The organism is Bradyrhizobium sp. 41S5 (assembly GCF_011516665.3).
Taxonomy (GTDB): domain Bacteria; phylum Pseudomonadota; class Alphaproteobacteria; order Rhizobiales; family Xanthobacteraceae; genus Bradyrhizobium; species Bradyrhizobium quebecense.
This window is the reverse complement of the sequence record NZ_CP083721.1, coordinates 6,555,952-6,570,823: the sequence shown is the minus strand read 5'-3', so window position 1 is coordinate 6,570,823 and position 14,872 is coordinate 6,555,952. Positions and strand designations below refer to the sequence as shown.

At 67.1% G+C, this 14,872-nt stretch carries 14 protein-coding genes; 6 read left to right on the top strand and 8 right to left on the bottom strand.

All coding sequences use genetic code 11. The features are described from left to right. Positions 1-22 precede the first annotated feature (22 nt). Positions 23-598, top strand: coding sequence for a hypothetical protein (locus HAP47_RS31575; protein ID WP_173641211.1), 576 nt, complete (start codon positions 23-25; stop codon positions 596-598). A 375-nt stretch (positions 599-973) separates the two neighbouring features. On the opposite strand, the gene HAP47_RS31570 is transcribed toward HAP47_RS31575, so the two are convergent. Beyond that, positions 974-1,141, bottom strand: a complete 168-nt coding sequence (locus HAP47_RS31570; RefSeq protein WP_176396278.1) for a hypothetical protein — start codon at positions 1,139-1,141, stop codon at positions 974-976. 134 nt (positions 1,142-1,275) lie between these two features. Between HAP47_RS31570 and HAP47_RS41380 the strand changes: the two genes are divergently transcribed. Continuing rightward, positions 1,276-1,401, top strand: a complete 126-nt coding sequence (locus tag HAP47_RS41380; protein ID WP_256459367.1) for a hypothetical protein — start codon at positions 1,276-1,278, stop codon at positions 1,399-1,401. Positions 1,402-1,503: 102 nt separating this feature from the next. On the opposite strand, the gene HAP47_RS31565 is transcribed toward HAP47_RS41380, so the two are convergent. Further along, on the bottom strand, positions 1,504-2,391 hold the full coding sequence (locus HAP47_RS31565) for a metallophosphoesterase family protein (protein ID WP_173641213.1): 888 nt from the start codon (positions 2,389-2,391) through the stop codon (positions 1,504-1,506). 147 nt (positions 2,392-2,538) lie between these two features. Between HAP47_RS31565 and HAP47_RS31560 the strand changes: the two genes are divergently transcribed. The 3 genes from HAP47_RS31560 (at position 2,539) to HAP47_RS31550 (ending at position 4,011) form a co-directional block, all read left to right on the top strand. Beyond that, entirely contained in the window at positions 2,539-3,027 is a 489-nt protein-coding gene (locus HAP47_RS31560) for an NUDIX domain-containing protein (RefSeq protein WP_173641214.1), read from the top strand. Positions 3,028-3,066: 39 nt separating this feature from the next. After that, the gene (locus tag HAP47_RS31555; protein ID WP_173641215.1) at positions 3,067-3,579 is read left to right on the top strand and encodes a GNAT family N-acetyltransferase; all 513 of its coding nucleotides are present in this window, start codon (positions 3,067-3,069) and stop codon (positions 3,577-3,579) included. A 114-nt stretch (positions 3,580-3,693) separates the two neighbouring features. After that, positions 3,694-4,011, top strand: a complete 318-nt coding sequence (locus HAP47_RS31550) for an EthD family reductase (RefSeq protein ID WP_092124536.1) — start codon at positions 3,694-3,696, stop codon at positions 4,009-4,011. A gap of 57 nt (positions 4,012-4,068) precedes the next feature. Here HAP47_RS31550 and HAP47_RS31545 read toward each other — a convergent pair whose 3' ends face one another. From HAP47_RS31545 to HAP47_RS31520, 6 genes are all read right to left on the bottom strand, one after another. Continuing rightward, positions 4,069-6,435 carry a TonB-dependent receptor gene (locus HAP47_RS31545; protein WP_173641216.1) on the bottom strand — a complete coding sequence of 789 codons (2,367 nt, stop codon included), beginning with the start codon at positions 6,433-6,435 and terminating at the stop codon, positions 4,069-4,071. Positions 6,436-6,554: 119 nt separating this feature from the next. After that, complete coding sequence (locus HAP47_RS31540) at positions 6,555-6,983, bottom strand: DUF2946 family protein (RefSeq protein ID WP_173641217.1); 429 nt, start codon at positions 6,981-6,983, stop codon at positions 6,555-6,557. Between the two features lie 159 nt (positions 6,984-7,142). Continuing rightward, positions 7,143-9,206 (bottom strand): hypothetical protein, encoded by a 2,064-nt coding sequence (locus HAP47_RS31535; RefSeq protein ID WP_173641218.1) that lies wholly within the window; start codon positions 9,204-9,206, stop codon positions 7,143-7,145. 1 nt (position 9,207) lies between these two features. After that, positions 9,208-12,018, bottom strand: coding sequence for a DUF4159 domain-containing protein (locus HAP47_RS31530; RefSeq protein WP_173643033.1), 2,811 nt, complete (start codon positions 12,016-12,018; stop codon positions 9,208-9,210). Further along, positions 12,018-12,959, bottom strand: coding sequence for a DUF58 domain-containing protein (locus HAP47_RS31525; RefSeq protein ID WP_173641219.1), 942 nt, complete (start codon positions 12,957-12,959; stop codon positions 12,018-12,020). Before HAP47_RS31525 ends, HAP47_RS31530 begins: the two co-directional genes overlap by 1 nt. After that, complete coding sequence (locus tag HAP47_RS31520) at positions 12,959-13,963, bottom strand: AAA family ATPase (protein WP_173641220.1); 1,005 nt, start codon at positions 13,961-13,963, stop codon at positions 12,959-12,961. Before HAP47_RS31520 ends, HAP47_RS31525 begins: the two co-directional genes overlap by 1 nt. A 229-nt stretch (positions 13,964-14,192) precedes the next feature. Here HAP47_RS31520 and HAP47_RS31515 point away from each other — a divergent pair, with 229 nt between their 5' ends. Next, the gene (locus HAP47_RS31515; protein ID WP_231168494.1) at positions 14,193-14,849 is read left to right on the top strand and encodes a DUF1285 domain-containing protein; all 657 of its coding nucleotides are present in this window, start codon (positions 14,193-14,195) and stop codon (positions 14,847-14,849) included. Positions 14,850-14,872 lie beyond the last annotated feature (23 nt).

The window sequence follows — 14,872 nt, the reverse complement described above, 5'->3', positions numbered from 1 at the left end:
CGTCACCACGAGGCCGTAAGGCATGTCCGATCCGCAGAACAACGGCAGCGAGGCGCGTGAGATGCGGCCGACGCTGCGAGAGGCGCTGCGGCGGGCGCGGATCGAGGCGGCCGATCGCACCGGCGTCGTCGTCGAGTTGCGCGATGCCGAAGTGGCGCGGCTCGAGATCCTCAACGACGCGCTCGATCCCTTGTTTGCGCAGGTGCCGGAGAAGGTCGATCTGTTCGACCGCGGCATCAGCCAGGGCGAGACGCCGCGGCTCTGGATCGACGTGGTCGCGCACGTGCTGATGGGCCGCGACAAGCGCATCTACCGCTTCGTGCAGGACACGAGGTTCGGCCGCATCGTGCTCGCCGAATCGCACGACGTGGCCGTGATCGTCGACGCGGTCACCGACTATGTCGCGCGGCGCATGATCGAGCGCGAGCATGCGATGGTGGCAACGCCGCTTCCCGTTGCCGAGCCGCCGGCTCCGCCGCCCGCGCCGGTGGTGGCGCCGAAGCGCCGCGGCGGGATCGGCATGTTCGTGCTCGGCTTCATCCTGGGCGCGCTGGCGCTGTTCGGCTTCGCGCTGCTGGCGAGCGTGCAGAACTTTTAGCCGCTGACCGGCGGGGAGCATCGTGGTCGTAACTCCCGCCTCGGCATTTTTCGGCATCCTGGCGGCGGCCGCGGTGGTCGGCAGCGCCGTGCTGTTCGGCAAATGGCAGACGCTGCGGCGCGCCGAATATATCCGCACCTTCAAGTGGCCGGCCGGCCTGCTGGCCCGGCTCGAGAAGCATCACCCCGGCTTCGCCCGCAAGGACAGCGCGCTGGTGTCGCGCGGCCTGCGGCAGTTCTTCCTCGCCTATCTGATGAGCGGCAAGCGTTACGTCTCGATGCCGTCGCAAGCGGCCGACGACCTCTGGCACGAATTCATTCTCTACACCCGCGAATACGACGCGTTCTGCCGCCGCGCCTTCGGCAGCTTCCTGCATCACACGCCCGCGGTCGTGCTGGTGAAGGAGCGGCGCCGGAGCAATGAAGGGCTGCGGCGGGTCTGGTGGTACTGCTGCAAGTACGAGAACATCGATCCGGTCAGGCCGACGCGGCTGCCGCTGTTGTTCGCGCTCGACGCCAAGCTCAGCATCGCGAACGGCTTCATCTACCACACCGACTGCGAGGCGCTGCGCCGCAGCGGCATCGGTGGCAGCAGTCCGTATTGCGGCGGCGATTTCGCGGACTCGTCGATCGACGGATCGTCGGCGGGTTTTGGCGATGCCGGCAGCGACGGAGGCCATGGCGGCCATGGAGGCGACGGCGATGGCCACGGCGGCGGTGATGGAGGCGGCGGCGACGGTGGAGGTGGCGGCGACAGCGGAGGCGGCTGCGGCGGTGGGTGTGGCGGCGGCGGGGGGGGGGTGATTAGAGCGTTTTCGAGCGAAGTGGACGCCGGTTCGCGTGAAGAAAACGCGTCAAAACAAGAGTCTAGAGCTTCGGTTCTGATCAATCAGAACCGAAAATGCTCTAGGATAACCGCACTTGCTTCAGCTCGCGAATGCCGTCGTCAGCGCCGAGGCCGCGCACGGTCTGCTCGCAGCGCCAACTATTGCCGTCGCGCTCGATCGAGAACAGATTGTAGGCCGCCGCCGGATAGTGCTTGCGCGCCAGCGCGGATGCCGACGGCACGCCGATCGCGGGAATCTTCCGCTCGGGGCCGTCGAACCACATCGTCGAATGGATGTGGTCGTGGCCATGCAGCACCAGCTCGACGCCGTGCCGCTTGAGCAGCGCCAGCAGCTGATGCGAATCGGTCAGCCGCTTGGCGCGCCCGTCGGAGTGCAGCGGGTGATGCACCAGGAGGACGCGGAAGGCCTCCTCCCACGACAGCTGCGCGAGGATCGTATCCAGCGCAGTGAGCTGCGCATGGCCGAGCCAGCCGGTCGCCATCAGCGGCGGCGTCGGCACCGCTGAGGAGACGCCGATCAGCGCCACCGGGCCGCGGCGGCGCACGAACGGAAAATGCGATGCCGCGCCATCGGCGTCGCCGCGCAGATAGTCGCCGAAGTGACTGACGAAGCGATGCCGGGTCGCGCGCACATAGGCGTCGTGATTGCCGGGGACCACGGTGACGTCGGCAGCGCTGCCGACACCCTCGAGCCATTGCCTGGCCGGATTGAACTCGGCATCCAGCGCCAGATTGACGAGATCGCCGGTCACGGCGATGTGGTCCGGCTGCTGTGCCTGCATGTCCGACACCAGCGTATCGAGCACGTCGCGGCGATGATATTTGTGGCGGTTGCGCGTCCAGTTCAAATAGCCGAAGGCGCGCTTGCCGGCGAGATCGCGCAGCCGCGCGGCCGGCAGCGGCGGCAGATGCGGATCCGACAGATGCGCGAGACGGAACACTGCCATCACGCGATTCCCTTCGGATTGTCGGTGAAAAGTGGCCGGCAGCCGGTCATGTCGTGCTATCCCGAACGTCCTGCCCTGTATTGGCAAGAGCTGCGCAAGCGCGCAAGGATCAAAGCACGGATCAAACACCATGATGTCGAGGGTTCAGTGACGGTCCTGCTCGATTTACGCAAGCGCTACGAGCCGCAGATCAGGTGGGTGTTTCATTTTTATTGGCGGCTGGCCCGCAGCATGACGCTCGGGGTCCGCGCCGTGGTGCTCGACGCCGACAACAAGGTGTTCCTGGTCAAGCACAGCTACGTCCGGGGCTGGTATCTGCCCGGCGGCGGGGTCGAGGTCGGTGAAAGTTTTATCGAAGCGCTGCGGCGCGAGCTCGAGGAGGAGGGGCGGATCGAGTTCGACGGCACGCCGGTGCTGCACGGCATCTTCCACAACAGCCACGTCTCGCCGCGCGATCATGTCGCGGTCTATGTCGTCAGGAACTACCGGCAGGACCGGCTGCCGGAGCCGAATCGCGAGATCGTGGCCTGCGGCTTCTTCGATCCGGCCGATCTGCCCCATGACACCACCCCCGGTACGCGGCTGCGGATCGCGGAGGTGCTCGAGGGCAAGCCGCCGCCGGCGACATGGCGGTGATGGACCGCGCCTCCGCCAGATGCTATCCCGCGCCCCACAATGACTGAACTGTCCCTGACCATCCTGCCCGAGACCCCGAAAGACGCCCAGGCGATCGAGCGCCTGCATGAGCGCACCTTCGGGCCCGGCCGTTTCGCGCTCAGCGCCTACCGGTTGCGCGAGCATGTCGATCATCTGCTCGACGTTTCCTTCACGGCGCGGATCGGCACGCTGCTGGTCGGTTCGGTGCGCCAGCTGCCGGTCACGATCGGCGATACGCCGGCCCTGATGCTCGGGCCGTTGACGGTCGAGCCGCCGTTCCGCAGCCGCGGCGTCGGCCGCGCGCTGCTCGAGCGTGCGATCAACGACGCCCGCGCCAAGGGCCATCGGCTGATCGTGCTGGTCGGTGACGCGCCGTACTATGCGCGGGTCGGCTTCAAGCCGGTCCCGAAAGGGCGGATGACGATGCCCGGCCCCATCGACTATAGTCGCCTGCTTGTCATGGAACTGGTCGACGGCGCTGCCGAGGACGTATCCGGGCCGATCCAGCCGGACTGGAGCAAGGCGATCTGACATCCGCGCGAGCGTCGCCCGGAACGGTTGCGCGCTGTCGGAAACTGAAGCACAGTTGAGGCAAGCGCCGGGACGAGACCGGCGCATGTCATATCAACAGGGAGAGTGCGCGCCATGATCAAGGTCAGTGTGATGTATCCGAACAATCCAGGCGCACGCTTTGATCACGAGTATTATCGCGACAAGCACATGCCGCTGGTGAAGGCGCGCCTCGGCGACGCCTGCAAATACTACACCGTCGACAAGGGTCTCGCCGGCGGCGCACCGGGGACGCCCGCAACCTATGTCGGAATGTGCCACATCTTCTGCGACTCGGTTGAGGCCTTCGCGGCTGGCATGGGCAAGCACGCCCAGGAGATCATGGGCGACATTCCGAATTACACCGATCTGCAGCCGGTGATCCAGATCAGCGAAGTCGTCGTCGGTCACTGACCGCGCAGGCGTTAGAGCATCGATCCCTCTGCCGCGTGCGGCAGAGGGACGCTTGTCTCAGAACTTCAGATTGGCGAAGGCCCGCACGCCGAGGCCCGGCATCAGCACCTCGTCCTTCGTGTAAGACACCGAGTTGCGGATGTTCTGGTTGAGCAGATTGTTGCCGACCAGACCAAGCGTCATCTCGCGCGCGCCGATCCATGACTGACTGAGTTTGGTGTTGTATGTGATCTCCGCGTTCATCAGATTGTATCCCGCAGTGGGCGTCTCGCCGATGACCGCGATGTCGTTCTGCGCGAACGCGTGCACCAGGTTGATCCGGGTGAACCAGTTGCTGTCGCGCCAGTAGACGCCGCCGCCAAGCCGCACCGGCGGAATCCGTGGCACGTTGCTGCCGTCGGTGAAGGTGGCGCGCACCACGTCGAACTGGTTCTCGATGCCCCAGATGCCGCCGTTGAGCGGGCCGATGTCGAGCTGGCTCTGGAACTCGGCGCCGCGGAAGATGGCGTCGCGCTGCGAATACACCGCCTGGCGGCCCTCGTTGTTGGGATCGCCATTGCCGCAGGAATCGAAATCGCTGCCGCACATCACCCCGGTCAGGCGGCGATAGATGAAATTGCTGAAGCGGGTGTAATAGGCGGTGGCCTCGAAGCGGAACGGGCCGGTCGCCTTGCGCAGGCCGACCTCGAGCGATTTCGCGGTCTCGATGGTCAGGTTCGGATTGCCGATGTCGAAGGTCCCGGTCGCATCATGCGCGCCGCGCGAGAACAGCTCCGCGGGCTTCGGCGCGCGCTCGACATATTGCGCCGTGATGCTGCCGACGAGATCGCCCGGCAGGTTCTGGATCAAACCGACGCTGCCGCTGACCGGCGTGTAGGACGGATTGCGCGCGACCGAGCTTTGCGGCGCGCCGTCCGGCAGGAAGTCCGCCGGGAAATCCGGCGTCGATCCGTGCAGGTCGACATGCTCGATGCGGCCGGCGACCTGCGCCTTCGTCGAATCCGTGAACTTGAATTCGTTGAAAACATACCCCGCGATGCGGTTGTTGTTGTTCGGACTCCACAGGCCGTTGAACAGCGCGCCCGGATCGTCCGGGCTCGGCGCAGTCAGCTCCTGATGCCCGCCCTGCAGGCCGAACGCCGTGGTCACCGTGGCGAAGCGCGCGTTGAACGGCATCATCTGCACCTCGACGCGGGCCTCCTGCTCCTTGCTGGTGAAGGTCTGGCGTACGCCGTCGCTGAACGGGTCGGTCGGATCGGCAAGCCCGAGTTCGTTGTGGCGATAGTCGGTCGCACCGACCCAGAACCGCACCGCGTCGATTGCCGCCGCATCCGGCCGGTACTCGCCCTTGACGGCGATCTTGGTCTGGTGCGCGTCGATCCGGGTCTGATGATCGGCGCCGTCGATTCCCGGAATGTGGTAGAGCGAGTCGTTCTGGGTGATCGACGCACCGATATACCCGCCCTGGAAGAAATAGGACGCGCCGACCGAGGCGCCGTCCGACTGGGTCGCGGAGTTCGGCTGGCGGCCGTTCACCGGCCGGGTCTGGTCGAAAAGATACGGGTAGCTCGGGATGCTGTAGTCGCTGGTGGTGCGGCCATAGACGTCGGCATGCATGGCGACATTGTCGCCGCCGGCGTCCAGCAGCATGCCGCCCTCGACGCCGCGATTGACCGAACTCACCGACGTGCGGGTCTCGACATTGAGGCAACCGGGCGCGCCTGTGTCGGCCAGCGGCGCCTTCGTCGGCAATCCGTAGCTCTGGAACGGCGTCGCCGCGCAGGTCGGCATCGCGTCGGGAATGCGGTTGTTGGTGGCGCTCACCACGCCTCCGATCGAGGTCGAGCCGTAGCGCAGCGCGGCAGGTCCCCGCACCACCTCGATCTGGTTGGTCGAGAACGGATCGATCGGCACGAAATGATCTTCGCCGAGATCCGAGACGCCGCCGCCGCCGAGGCCGTTCTCGACAATGCCGACGCGGTTGACGTCGAGGCCGCGGATGATCGGCCGGCTCGATGCGCCCGGCGCGAAGCTCGAACCGGTGATGCCGGGCTTGGAGAACAGCAGATCGCCGAGCGTGGCGCCGCCGGAGCGCCGCAGTTCCTCATTGGGCACCACGGTGACGGTCGCGAACTGGTCGGTGACGACGGGCAGCACGCCCTGCTGTGGTGCGGGCGCTGGTGCGGCTTGCGCCGGTTGCACGGCTGCAGCGCGTTCTCGGTTGGCGCTCGGCGCAGCCCGGACCGCATGGGTCGGCGTGCGCGTTGGTACGGTCCGATGCCGCTGGATCGGGCTTGGCGCCGTCACGGTGATGTCAGGGAGTTGCGTCGGCGTGTCATCGGCCAGTGCGCTGCCATGCATTGCGCCGAGCAGCAGCCAGCTCGCGCCTCCGATGTGGAGTGCTCGTTTCTTCTGAAGTGTCATTGTCCCGATCCAAAGTCCCAGGCCCGTCGAAATGACGGATCGATCCCGATTTGCCCAGCTGGAGCAGGCCGCAACTGTGACGCAGCCGTCCGCTCAGGGCGTGCAGCAATCAGTCGATGTCAGGACAGGGGAGGTGCGCGGGAGTGGAAGGCCGCAGGCGCCGACTTCAGATGGACGAATTCGGCACTGGTGGTGCGGAACAGAAGCTCGACGGCTTCCGGCAGCAGCAGCAGCACCGGCGGCGCCGTGAACAGCATGCTGCTCGCGAGCGAAATAGCGGCGCAGATCGCGCAATTGTCGGCCGGATGCCGGTGGTCGTTGTCGTGCCTCGTGGGCGGCTCGGTCCCGGTCACCTGGACCGCAAAGTCCGGCGTCGCCGAGGTCCCGATATAGGCGAGGTCGAGCAGCGACAGGCCGGTCTGGACCGCGGGCGCCGCTTGCGCAGCCGCAATGGGGTGGAAGTGCCCGAACGACAGCACGAACTGGACGGCGAGCGCGAACAGCCCCAGCCGCGAGCCAGTCTTGATGCGTCTCCGGAACCAGTTCATGCGCTAGCGCCCACCCAGTCGGGAGCGCGCATACCCCAGCGGTCCCGATGTTATATTATAACATCGGATGGCGGACGCGATGTCAACTAACGTTCAGACACACTGTGTCGATGTGTCGCCGGTGTGTTTGCCGCAACGCAGACGCGAGCCCGACCGGGCTCAGCGTCCCTCACGCAGCCAGGTTGCCGCGAATGCGCCGAGCAACAGCAGCAGGCCGACCAGGCCGGCGAACATCGGCAGCACGCCGACGCCCTTGACCACGCTGGCGTCGCGCATCTTGACGCCGAGCCAGCCGTCGCCGCGGAAGATCGTCGACGCGCGCACCGGTACGATCCGCGGCATGTCGAGGCTCGATCCGTCGACGATGCGCCGTGCGTCGCCGCCGGTCGCCTGCGCCAGCGGTTTCAGCATGTCGGTGGTCGAGGTGACCTCCGAGAATTCTTTCGGGTTGGTCGGGCCGACATTGATCAGCGCCTTCAGCGTGCCGTCGGTGGCCTGCCACAGGCCGAGCTCGCTCGCAGGCAACGTGGCGCGCCACTCGCCGGGATCGCCGGCGGCCAAGGTCAGTTCATGCGTGGCGCCGCTCGGCGACGTCACGGTGACCGGTGCGACGGTGTCGGCCATGGTCTGGCGCACCACCGCGAGGTTCTTGCCCTGCACCTGCATGCGCAGCGCCTCTTCGTCGAGGTCGGGCTGCTTCATCAGCCAGTGCGACACCCGCCGCAACAGATCGAGATGCGGTCCGCCGCCTTCATAGCCGCGCGCCCACAGCCAGATCTGGTCGGAGAGCAGCAGCGCCACGCGGCCTTCGCCGAACCGCGACAGCAGCAGCAGCGGCTTGCCGTCGGCGCCGGTCATGACCGGCGGGTTGATCGCGTTGCGGGTGTCGACGGTGCGGAAAAACCGGCTCCAATGCGGCGGCTCGGCATTCGAGCCTTCCAGCCCGCGTGTCACCGGATGGCGTTTCCCGGCATCGCTCAAATGCGCATAGAACGGCTTCTCGGTCACGCCGACCGGCTCGGCCGGCAGCACCGCATCCAGCGGCGTGCGCCAGATGCTGGTGGTCGAGGCGTAATCGGGACCGGCCGAGACCAGCACCGCGCCGCCGGAGCGGACATAGCGCGCGATGTTGTCGAAATAGGCGATCGGCAGCACGCCCTGGCGGGCATAGCGGTCGAAGATGATCAGCTGGAATTCGTTGATCTTCTGCTGGAACAGCTCGCGGGTCGGAAACGCGATCAGCGACAGCTCGTTGATCGGCGTGCCGTCCTGCTTCTCCGGCGGACGCAGGATGGTGAAGTGGACGAGATCGACGCTGGGATCGGACTTCAAGAGATTGCGCCAGGTGCGCTCGCCGGCATGCGGCTCGCCGGACACCAGCAGCACGCGCAGCTTGTCGCGCACGCCGTCGATCGCGACCACGGCGCGGTTGTTGACCGGTGTCAGCTCGTTCTCGAGCGGCGCGGCCTCGATCTCGACGATGTTGGGCCCGGCATGCTTGATGTCGATGTCGACACTCGAGGTCTGGCCGCTGGTCAGCGTGCGCTCGTTGATCACTTCGCCGTCGCGGCGGATCGTGACCTTGGCGCGCTCGCCGGTGACGCCCTGGTCGTCGAGCCGGTAGGTGATGGTTTGGGTCTGGCCGACGATGCCGAAGCGCGGCGCGGCGGTGATTGCGATGCGGCGGTCGCGCTCGTCCTTGCGGCCTGTGATCAAGGCGTGCACCGGTGCCTGGAAGCCGAGCGCCTGGGCGTTGGCGGGAATATCATGCACGCGGCCGTCGGTGATCATGAACGCACCGGCGACGCGCTCGACCGGAACGTCCGACAGTGCCGACGTCAGCGCGCCGAACAATTTGGTGCCGTCGGTCTCACCGTCGGCCTGGCCGGCCTCGACGACGCGGACCTCGAGGCCCTTGATCTGCTTCAGGCTGTCGACCAGCGCCTGCCGCGCCTTGTCGGTCTCCTGGGTGCGCGTGCCGAAATTCTGGCTCGGGCTCTTGTCGACCACGACGGCGGCGACCGAGGATAGCGGCTCGCGGTCCTCGCGGGTGAAGGAGGGATTGGCCAATGCGAGCAGGATCAGCGCCAGCGCGGCGACACGCACCGCGGCGCCGCGCGCGCGTGACAGCAGCAGCAGTGCCGCGATGACGACGATCGCGCCGAGCGCGATCCACAGCACGATCGAAGGAACCAGCGGTGTGAACGCGATACCGTAGTTCATGTCATTGTCCCAGCCGCTCGATCAAGGCAGGCGCGTGCACCTGATCGGCCTTGTAGTTGCCGGTCAGCGTGTACATCACGATGTTGACGCCGGCGCGGAACGCGAATTCGCGCTGGCGCGGCTCGCCCGGTGTCAGCGGCAGCGTCGGCTGCCCGTCGGGGCGGATCGCCCAGGCGCCGGCGAGGTCGTTCGACGTGATGATGATCGGCGAGACGCCGTCGCCGCCGCGTGCCGGGCGCTGCGCGGCCTCCTCGTCGTCCTCGCGCGGCAGCGCCTCGACCCAGGTCTGGCCGGTGTTGAAGCGGCCGGGGAAGTCGCGCAGCAGATAGAACGTCTTGGTCAGCACGTGCTCGCGCGGCACCGGCTCGAGTTCGGGCACGTCGAGGGTCGACAGCAATTCGCGCAGCGTCTGCATGCCCGGCGTCTGCGACGCGCCATTGTCGCCCGGCGGCGCCTCGATGGCGTCGCGGGTATCGAACAGTACGGTGCCGCCCTGCTTCATATAGGCGTCGATCTTGTTGATGGCGTCCTGCGCCGGCTTCGGCGCGCCCGGCACGATCGGCCAGTAGATCAGCGGGAAGAAGGCCAGCTCGTCGCGCGCGGGATCGATGCCGACGGGATCGCCGGCTTCCAGCGCGGTGCGCTGCCCAAGGAACAGCGTCAGTCCGGACATCCCGGCCTTGACGATGGAATCGACGTCGGCATTGCCGGTCACGACATAGGCCAGCCGCGTCTGCGAGACCGCCTTGATGGCGAAGTCGTCGCTGCTGGCGTTTTGCGCGCGCGTCGGCGACGGCACCATCATGGTGGCAAGGACGAAGGCTAACGCAAGCACCGCCGGCGCCGCGCGCCGCCGGATTAGCGCGGCGAGGCCGCCGCCGAGCATCGCCACCACGATCGCATCGAGCAGGAACAGCGCCAGCGCCGTCGACAGCATGATGCCGCGCAGGTCACGCGGCTCGGTGTTGGTGTAGGTCGCATGCTTCGCGCGCAGGCCGGAGGTGTCGAGCGGCGCAATGCGGTCGGCGGAGGCCAGCGTGTTGACCGCGATCGGGCTCTCGGCGGTGCCGTAGAAGCCGGGCGGGTGGTCCGCGGTGCCGCGGTCGCGATAGTCCGCCGACATCGGCTTGGCGGTCGAAGGCGGCGGGCCGAATGCGCCGAAGCCGTCCAGCGTGCGCAACGGCGCCACCGTCTCGGCATTGGGATCGCTGGCGACGCCGGGGCCGGGCTTCGAGGTGTAGCCGGACATGTCGATCAGCCGGCGCAGCATTTCGACGAAGGTGCCGGACATCGGCAGATCGGACCAGCGCATGTCGGCGCCGACATGGAACAGGCTGACCACGCCCTTGCCGCGATGCTCGCCGGTGACGAGCGGCGTGCCGTCCTCGAGCGAGGCCCAGCTCTTGGTCGCGAGCACGGCGTCGGGCTCTGCCAGCACCTGGCGACTGACGGTGATGTCCTTCGGCACCGTGAGGCCAGTGAACGGGCCGTCGGCGGCGAACGAGGCCATGTGTTGCGGCTTCTCCCAGGTCAGGCTGCCGCCGAGCGTGCGTCCGCCGCGCCGCAGCTTGACGGGAACGAGGTCGTCATCTGCCTGCGCGAGGCGGGGACCGGCGAAGCGCACCAGCACGCCGCCTTGCTCGATCCAGGCATTGAGCCGGTCGCGGATCTCAGGCGACAGCGTGCCGACATCGGCCATCACGATCATCGGCAGCCGTTGGTCGAGGAATTGCCCGATCACCTGCTGCGGCGCGCCGCGATCGCCGAGTCTGACGTCGGCGAAAGGCGACAGCGCGCGGGAGAGATAGAAGGTCGAAGCCAGCAGCGGCTGTGCGGTGTCGTTGCTCGCACCCGAGACCACGCCGATGGCCCGGCGGCGCCAGCGCCGGTCGAGCAGCTGCACGGCGCCGGCCGAATGCTCGCCGGAGATTTCGAGCCGCGCGATGTCGTTGCGCAATTCGACCGGAAGATCGAAGGCGGCTTCGGTCTCGCGCTCCTGCGGGCCGAATGAGTAGCGGGCCTCGCCCATCGGCGAGCCCTTGGCATCGACCGCGCGCACCGTTCCTGCCGCGATACCACTCTCGGTGCGCAGCACCTTCACCGTCATCTTGGCCGCGGCGTTCTCGGCCGCGACCAGCGCCTGCGCCGACTGCGCGCCGCCGGCATAGATCGTCAGACTGCGGTTCTCGATCACCTTGCCGAGACCTTCGGTGAATTCGCTGCCGCGGCCGGTGTCGACGCCGTCGGACAGCCAGGCGATGTCGCAGTCACCGGTCGATTTGAGGAAACGTTCCAGCGTCGCCAGGGTTTCAACGCGATCGATCGAGTAGGGTTTTGGCGCAAGCTGGCGCAACGCGACGCGCGCGGCGCCGGCCGGCATCAGCGTGATGTCGCGCGTCGGCTCGGATAGCGGCACCAGCGCGACGCCGCGGCGGTCGCTGTCGGCATTGGTGACCAGCTCGTCCGCGGCCTTGATCCGCGCATCCCAGCTCGAGGCCGCGCTCCAGCCGTCGTCGAGCAGGATCACCAGCGGCTGCTTGCCGGCGGCAACGCCGGTCTGCGGATTCCAGATCGGTCCGGCGGCGGCGAAGATGACAAGCGCGGCGGCGGCGAGCCGCAGCAGCGTCAGCCACCACGGCGTGCGCGACGGCGTCTCCTCCTTGGGCGCGATGTCGAACAGCAGCCGCGTCGGCGGAAATTCGACCCGGCGCGGCCGCGGCGGCATCACGCGCAAGAGCCACCACAGCACCGGTAGGCTGACCAGCCCCAGCAGCAGCAATGGTTCGGCGAAGGAGAGCGGGAGGCCTGCGATCATGCGCTGCGTCCCGCCTTGACGGTTGAGCGGCCGCCGCCCTTGCTCACCATCATGCCGGCGTGCAGGAACAGCAGCAGTTCGGCCGCGGAGCGGCTGGTGGTGTGGGTCGAGAACAGCCAGTCGAGCCGGTTGGTCTCGCTGCGCATCTGGTCGCGATGCAGCGCGACGCGCGCGACATAGTCGCTCGCCCAGCTCTCGGCGCGGCCCGCGGTGATGACGCTGCCGGCCTCGGGCTCGACGAATTCGACACGGCCCGAATAAGGAAAGGTCTCTTCGGCGGGATCGACGACCTGGATCATGGTGCCGTGCGCGCCGGAGGAGGAAAGCCCGCCCAGCATCGCCGTGATCTCCGCGATCGGCGACCAGAAATCCGACAGCACGACAATTTCGGCCAGCGACGACGGCACGAAGGACGGCGGCAGGCTCGCCCGCGTCTTCTCGTCGTGCAACATCGCTTCCGCCATCTTGTCGATCACGTTGAGGCTCGCGGTCGGGTTCAGCAGGCCGGGAATGCCGACGCGTTCGCCGCCCGCTACGAGCAGTTCGGCAAGCGCGAAGCCGACAATCAGTCCGCGCTCCAGCTTGCTGTCGCGGGCTTCGCGCGAGGCAAAGGCCATCGAGGGCGAGCGGTCGGGCCAGATCCACACCGTGTGCGCGGCCTCCCACTCCTGCTCGCGGACATAGAGATGGTCATCGCGTGCCGAGCGGCGCCAGTCGACGCGCTGCGACGGCTCGCCGGAGACGAAGCGGCGGTATTGCCAGAAATTCTCGCCCGAGCCGGCGCGGCGACGGCCGTGCAGGCCATGGATGACGTTGGCGGCGACGCGGCGGGCCTCAAGCACAAGACGCGGCAGCGATGCGGCGAGCGTTCTGCTTTCGCCATCGGCACGTCGAACCGCCAGGATCTCCTCGTTCCGGTGCCTGTTGTCTGCCGCCATCAACCGATCCGCGTCTTCAACTGCTTGATCACGTCAGGAATGGTGCGGCCCTCGGCGCGCGCCGAGAAGGTCAGCGCCATGCGATGCTTGAGCACGGGCTCGGCGAGATCGAGCACGTCGTCGATCGATGGCGCGAGCCGGCCGTCGAGCAGCGCGCGGGCGCGCACCGCCAGCATCAAGGCCTGGCTGGCGCGGGGACCGGGTCCCCACGCGATCAGCTTGCCGGCTTCGCCGCCCTCGGTGCCGGGCCGCGCGGCGCGCACCAGCGTCAGGATCGCCTCGACCACGGAATCGCCGACCGGCAGGCGGCGCACCAGGCGTTGCGCGGTGATCAGCGTCTCGGCGTCCATCGACGCCTTGGCGAGCGTCTCATCGGCACCGGTGGTTTCGAACAGGATGCGCCGCTCGGCGTCGCGATCGGGATAGTCGACGTCGATTTCCATCAGGAAGCGGTCGAGCTGCGCCTCGGGCAGCGGATAGGTGCCTTCCTGCTCGAGCGGATTCTGCGTCGCGAGCACATGGAACGGCTTCGGCAAATCGTGCCGCGCGCCGGCAATGGTGATGTGCTGCTCCTGCATGGCTTGCAGCAGCGCCGACTGGGTGCGCGGGCTGGCGCGGTTGATCTCGTCGGCCATCAGGAGCTGCGCGAACACCGGACCCGAGATGAAGCGGAACGAACGCTTGCCGGCGGAGCTCTCGTCGAGCACTTCGGCGCCGAGAATGTCCGACGGCATCAGGTCGGGCGTGAACTGGATGCGCTTGGCGTCGAGCCCGAGCGTGACGCCGAGCGTCTCGACCAGCTTGGTCTTGGCGAGACCGGGGACGCCGATCAGCAGCGCGTGGCCGCCGGACAGGATCGTCACCAGGGTGTTCTCGATCACCTGGTCCTGGCCGAAGATGACGGTGGCGACCGCTTCCTTGGCAGCCTTGATCTGGCCCGCGACCTGTTCGGCCGAGCGGACGATCACGTCCTCCAGTTTTTCGACGCTGTCTGCACCGGCCATTCGATCCGCTCCTTCTTGACGATGCGCTCGAATCTCGCGTCGTCACCACATGGACCGCAAGCTAAACCTATGCGAAGGCCATGTATTCGTTGAATTAAACTATCCCCACCTTATCGGTATTTCAGGGTATGAACGGCATCACGATGTGGCGAGAATGACATCCCGACCACATCTCAGGATACGTGCACCAAATGTGCCAGGTTGAGGGTAGGAAACTTCAGGGCAAACAATGGCGAAGCAAGGGCAGAGCGATTCCGGCAGTGAAACTACGGGGCTCGAAACGAAGGCCCTCGGAGGCAAGGGCCTCGAAGGGCTGACCACTGCCGCCAATCAAGCCGCGACATCGGGTCCAGCCGGACGCAAGGGCCTGCCGCCGGTTCATCTATGGAATCCGCCGTTCTGCGGCGATCTCGACATGCGAATCGCGCCCGACGGCACCTGGTTCTATATGGGAACGCCGATCGGGCGCCCCGCGCTGGTGCGGCTGTTCTCCACGATCCTGAAGCGCGAGGACGGCAAGCACTTTCTCGTGACACCGGTGGAGAAGGTCGGCATCCGCGTCGACGACGCGCCGTTCCTTGCGGTGGAAATGCGGACCGATGAAGACGCGCGCGGCCGTTTGCTCCGGTTCCGCACCAATGTCGATGACTGGGTCGATTGCGAGAAGGGCCACGGCCTCAGATTCGAGGCTGCCGAGGATGGCGGATTGACGCCCTATCTGCATGTCCGCGCCGACCTGTGGGCGAAGGTCACCCGCGCGCTCTACTACGATCTGGTTGACATGGGCGAGGAGCGGATGGTCGATGGTAAGGAGATGTTCGGCATCGAGTCCGGCGGCGAATTTTTCGCGATGGCCGATGCCAGCCAGGTGAGGGGCGCACTTTGAACGAGCCGTTGCTGAAGGTGAAG

Coding starts and splice junctions, on each gene's coding strand:
- HAP47_RS31575 (WP_173641211.1), top strand. CDS start 23: ATGTCCGATCCGCAGAACAACGGCAGCGAGGCGCGTGAGATGCGGCCG.
- HAP47_RS41380 (WP_256459367.1), top strand. CDS start 1,276: ATGGCGGCCATGGAGGCGACGGCGATGGCCACGGCGGCGGTGATGGAG.
- HAP47_RS31550 (WP_092124536.1), top strand. CDS start 3,694: ATGATCAAGGTCAGTGTGATGTATCCGAACAATCCAGGCGCACGCTTT.
- HAP47_RS31535 (WP_173641218.1), bottom strand. CDS start 9,206: ATGAACTACGGTATCGCGTTCACACCGCTGGTTCCTTCGATCGTGCTG.
- HAP47_RS31520 (WP_173641220.1), bottom strand. CDS start 13,963: ATGGCCGGTGCAGACAGCGTCGAAAAACTGGAGGACGTGATCGTCCGC.
- HAP47_RS31565 (WP_173641213.1), bottom strand. CDS start 2,391: ATGGCAGTGTTCCGTCTCGCGCATCTGTCGGATCCGCATCTGCCGCCG.
- HAP47_RS31540 (WP_173641217.1), bottom strand. CDS start 6,983: ATGAACTGGTTCCGGAGACGCATCAAGACTGGCTCGCGGCTGGGGCTG.
- HAP47_RS31570 (WP_176396278.1), bottom strand. CDS start 1,141: ATGAAGCCGTTCGCGATGCTGAGCTTGGCGTCGAGCGCGAACAACAGC.
- HAP47_RS31515 (WP_231168494.1), top strand. CDS start 14,193: ATGGCGAAGCAAGGGCAGAGCGATTCCGGCAGTGAAACTACGGGGCTC.
- HAP47_RS31525 (WP_173641219.1), bottom strand. CDS start 12,959: ATGGCGGCAGACAACAGGCACCGGAACGAGGAGATCCTGGCGGTTCGA.
- HAP47_RS31545 (WP_173641216.1), bottom strand. CDS start 6,435: ATGACACTTCAGAAGAAACGAGCACTCCACATCGGAGGCGCGAGCTGG.
- HAP47_RS31555 (WP_173641215.1), top strand. CDS start 3,067: ATGACTGAACTGTCCCTGACCATCCTGCCCGAGACCCCGAAAGACGCC.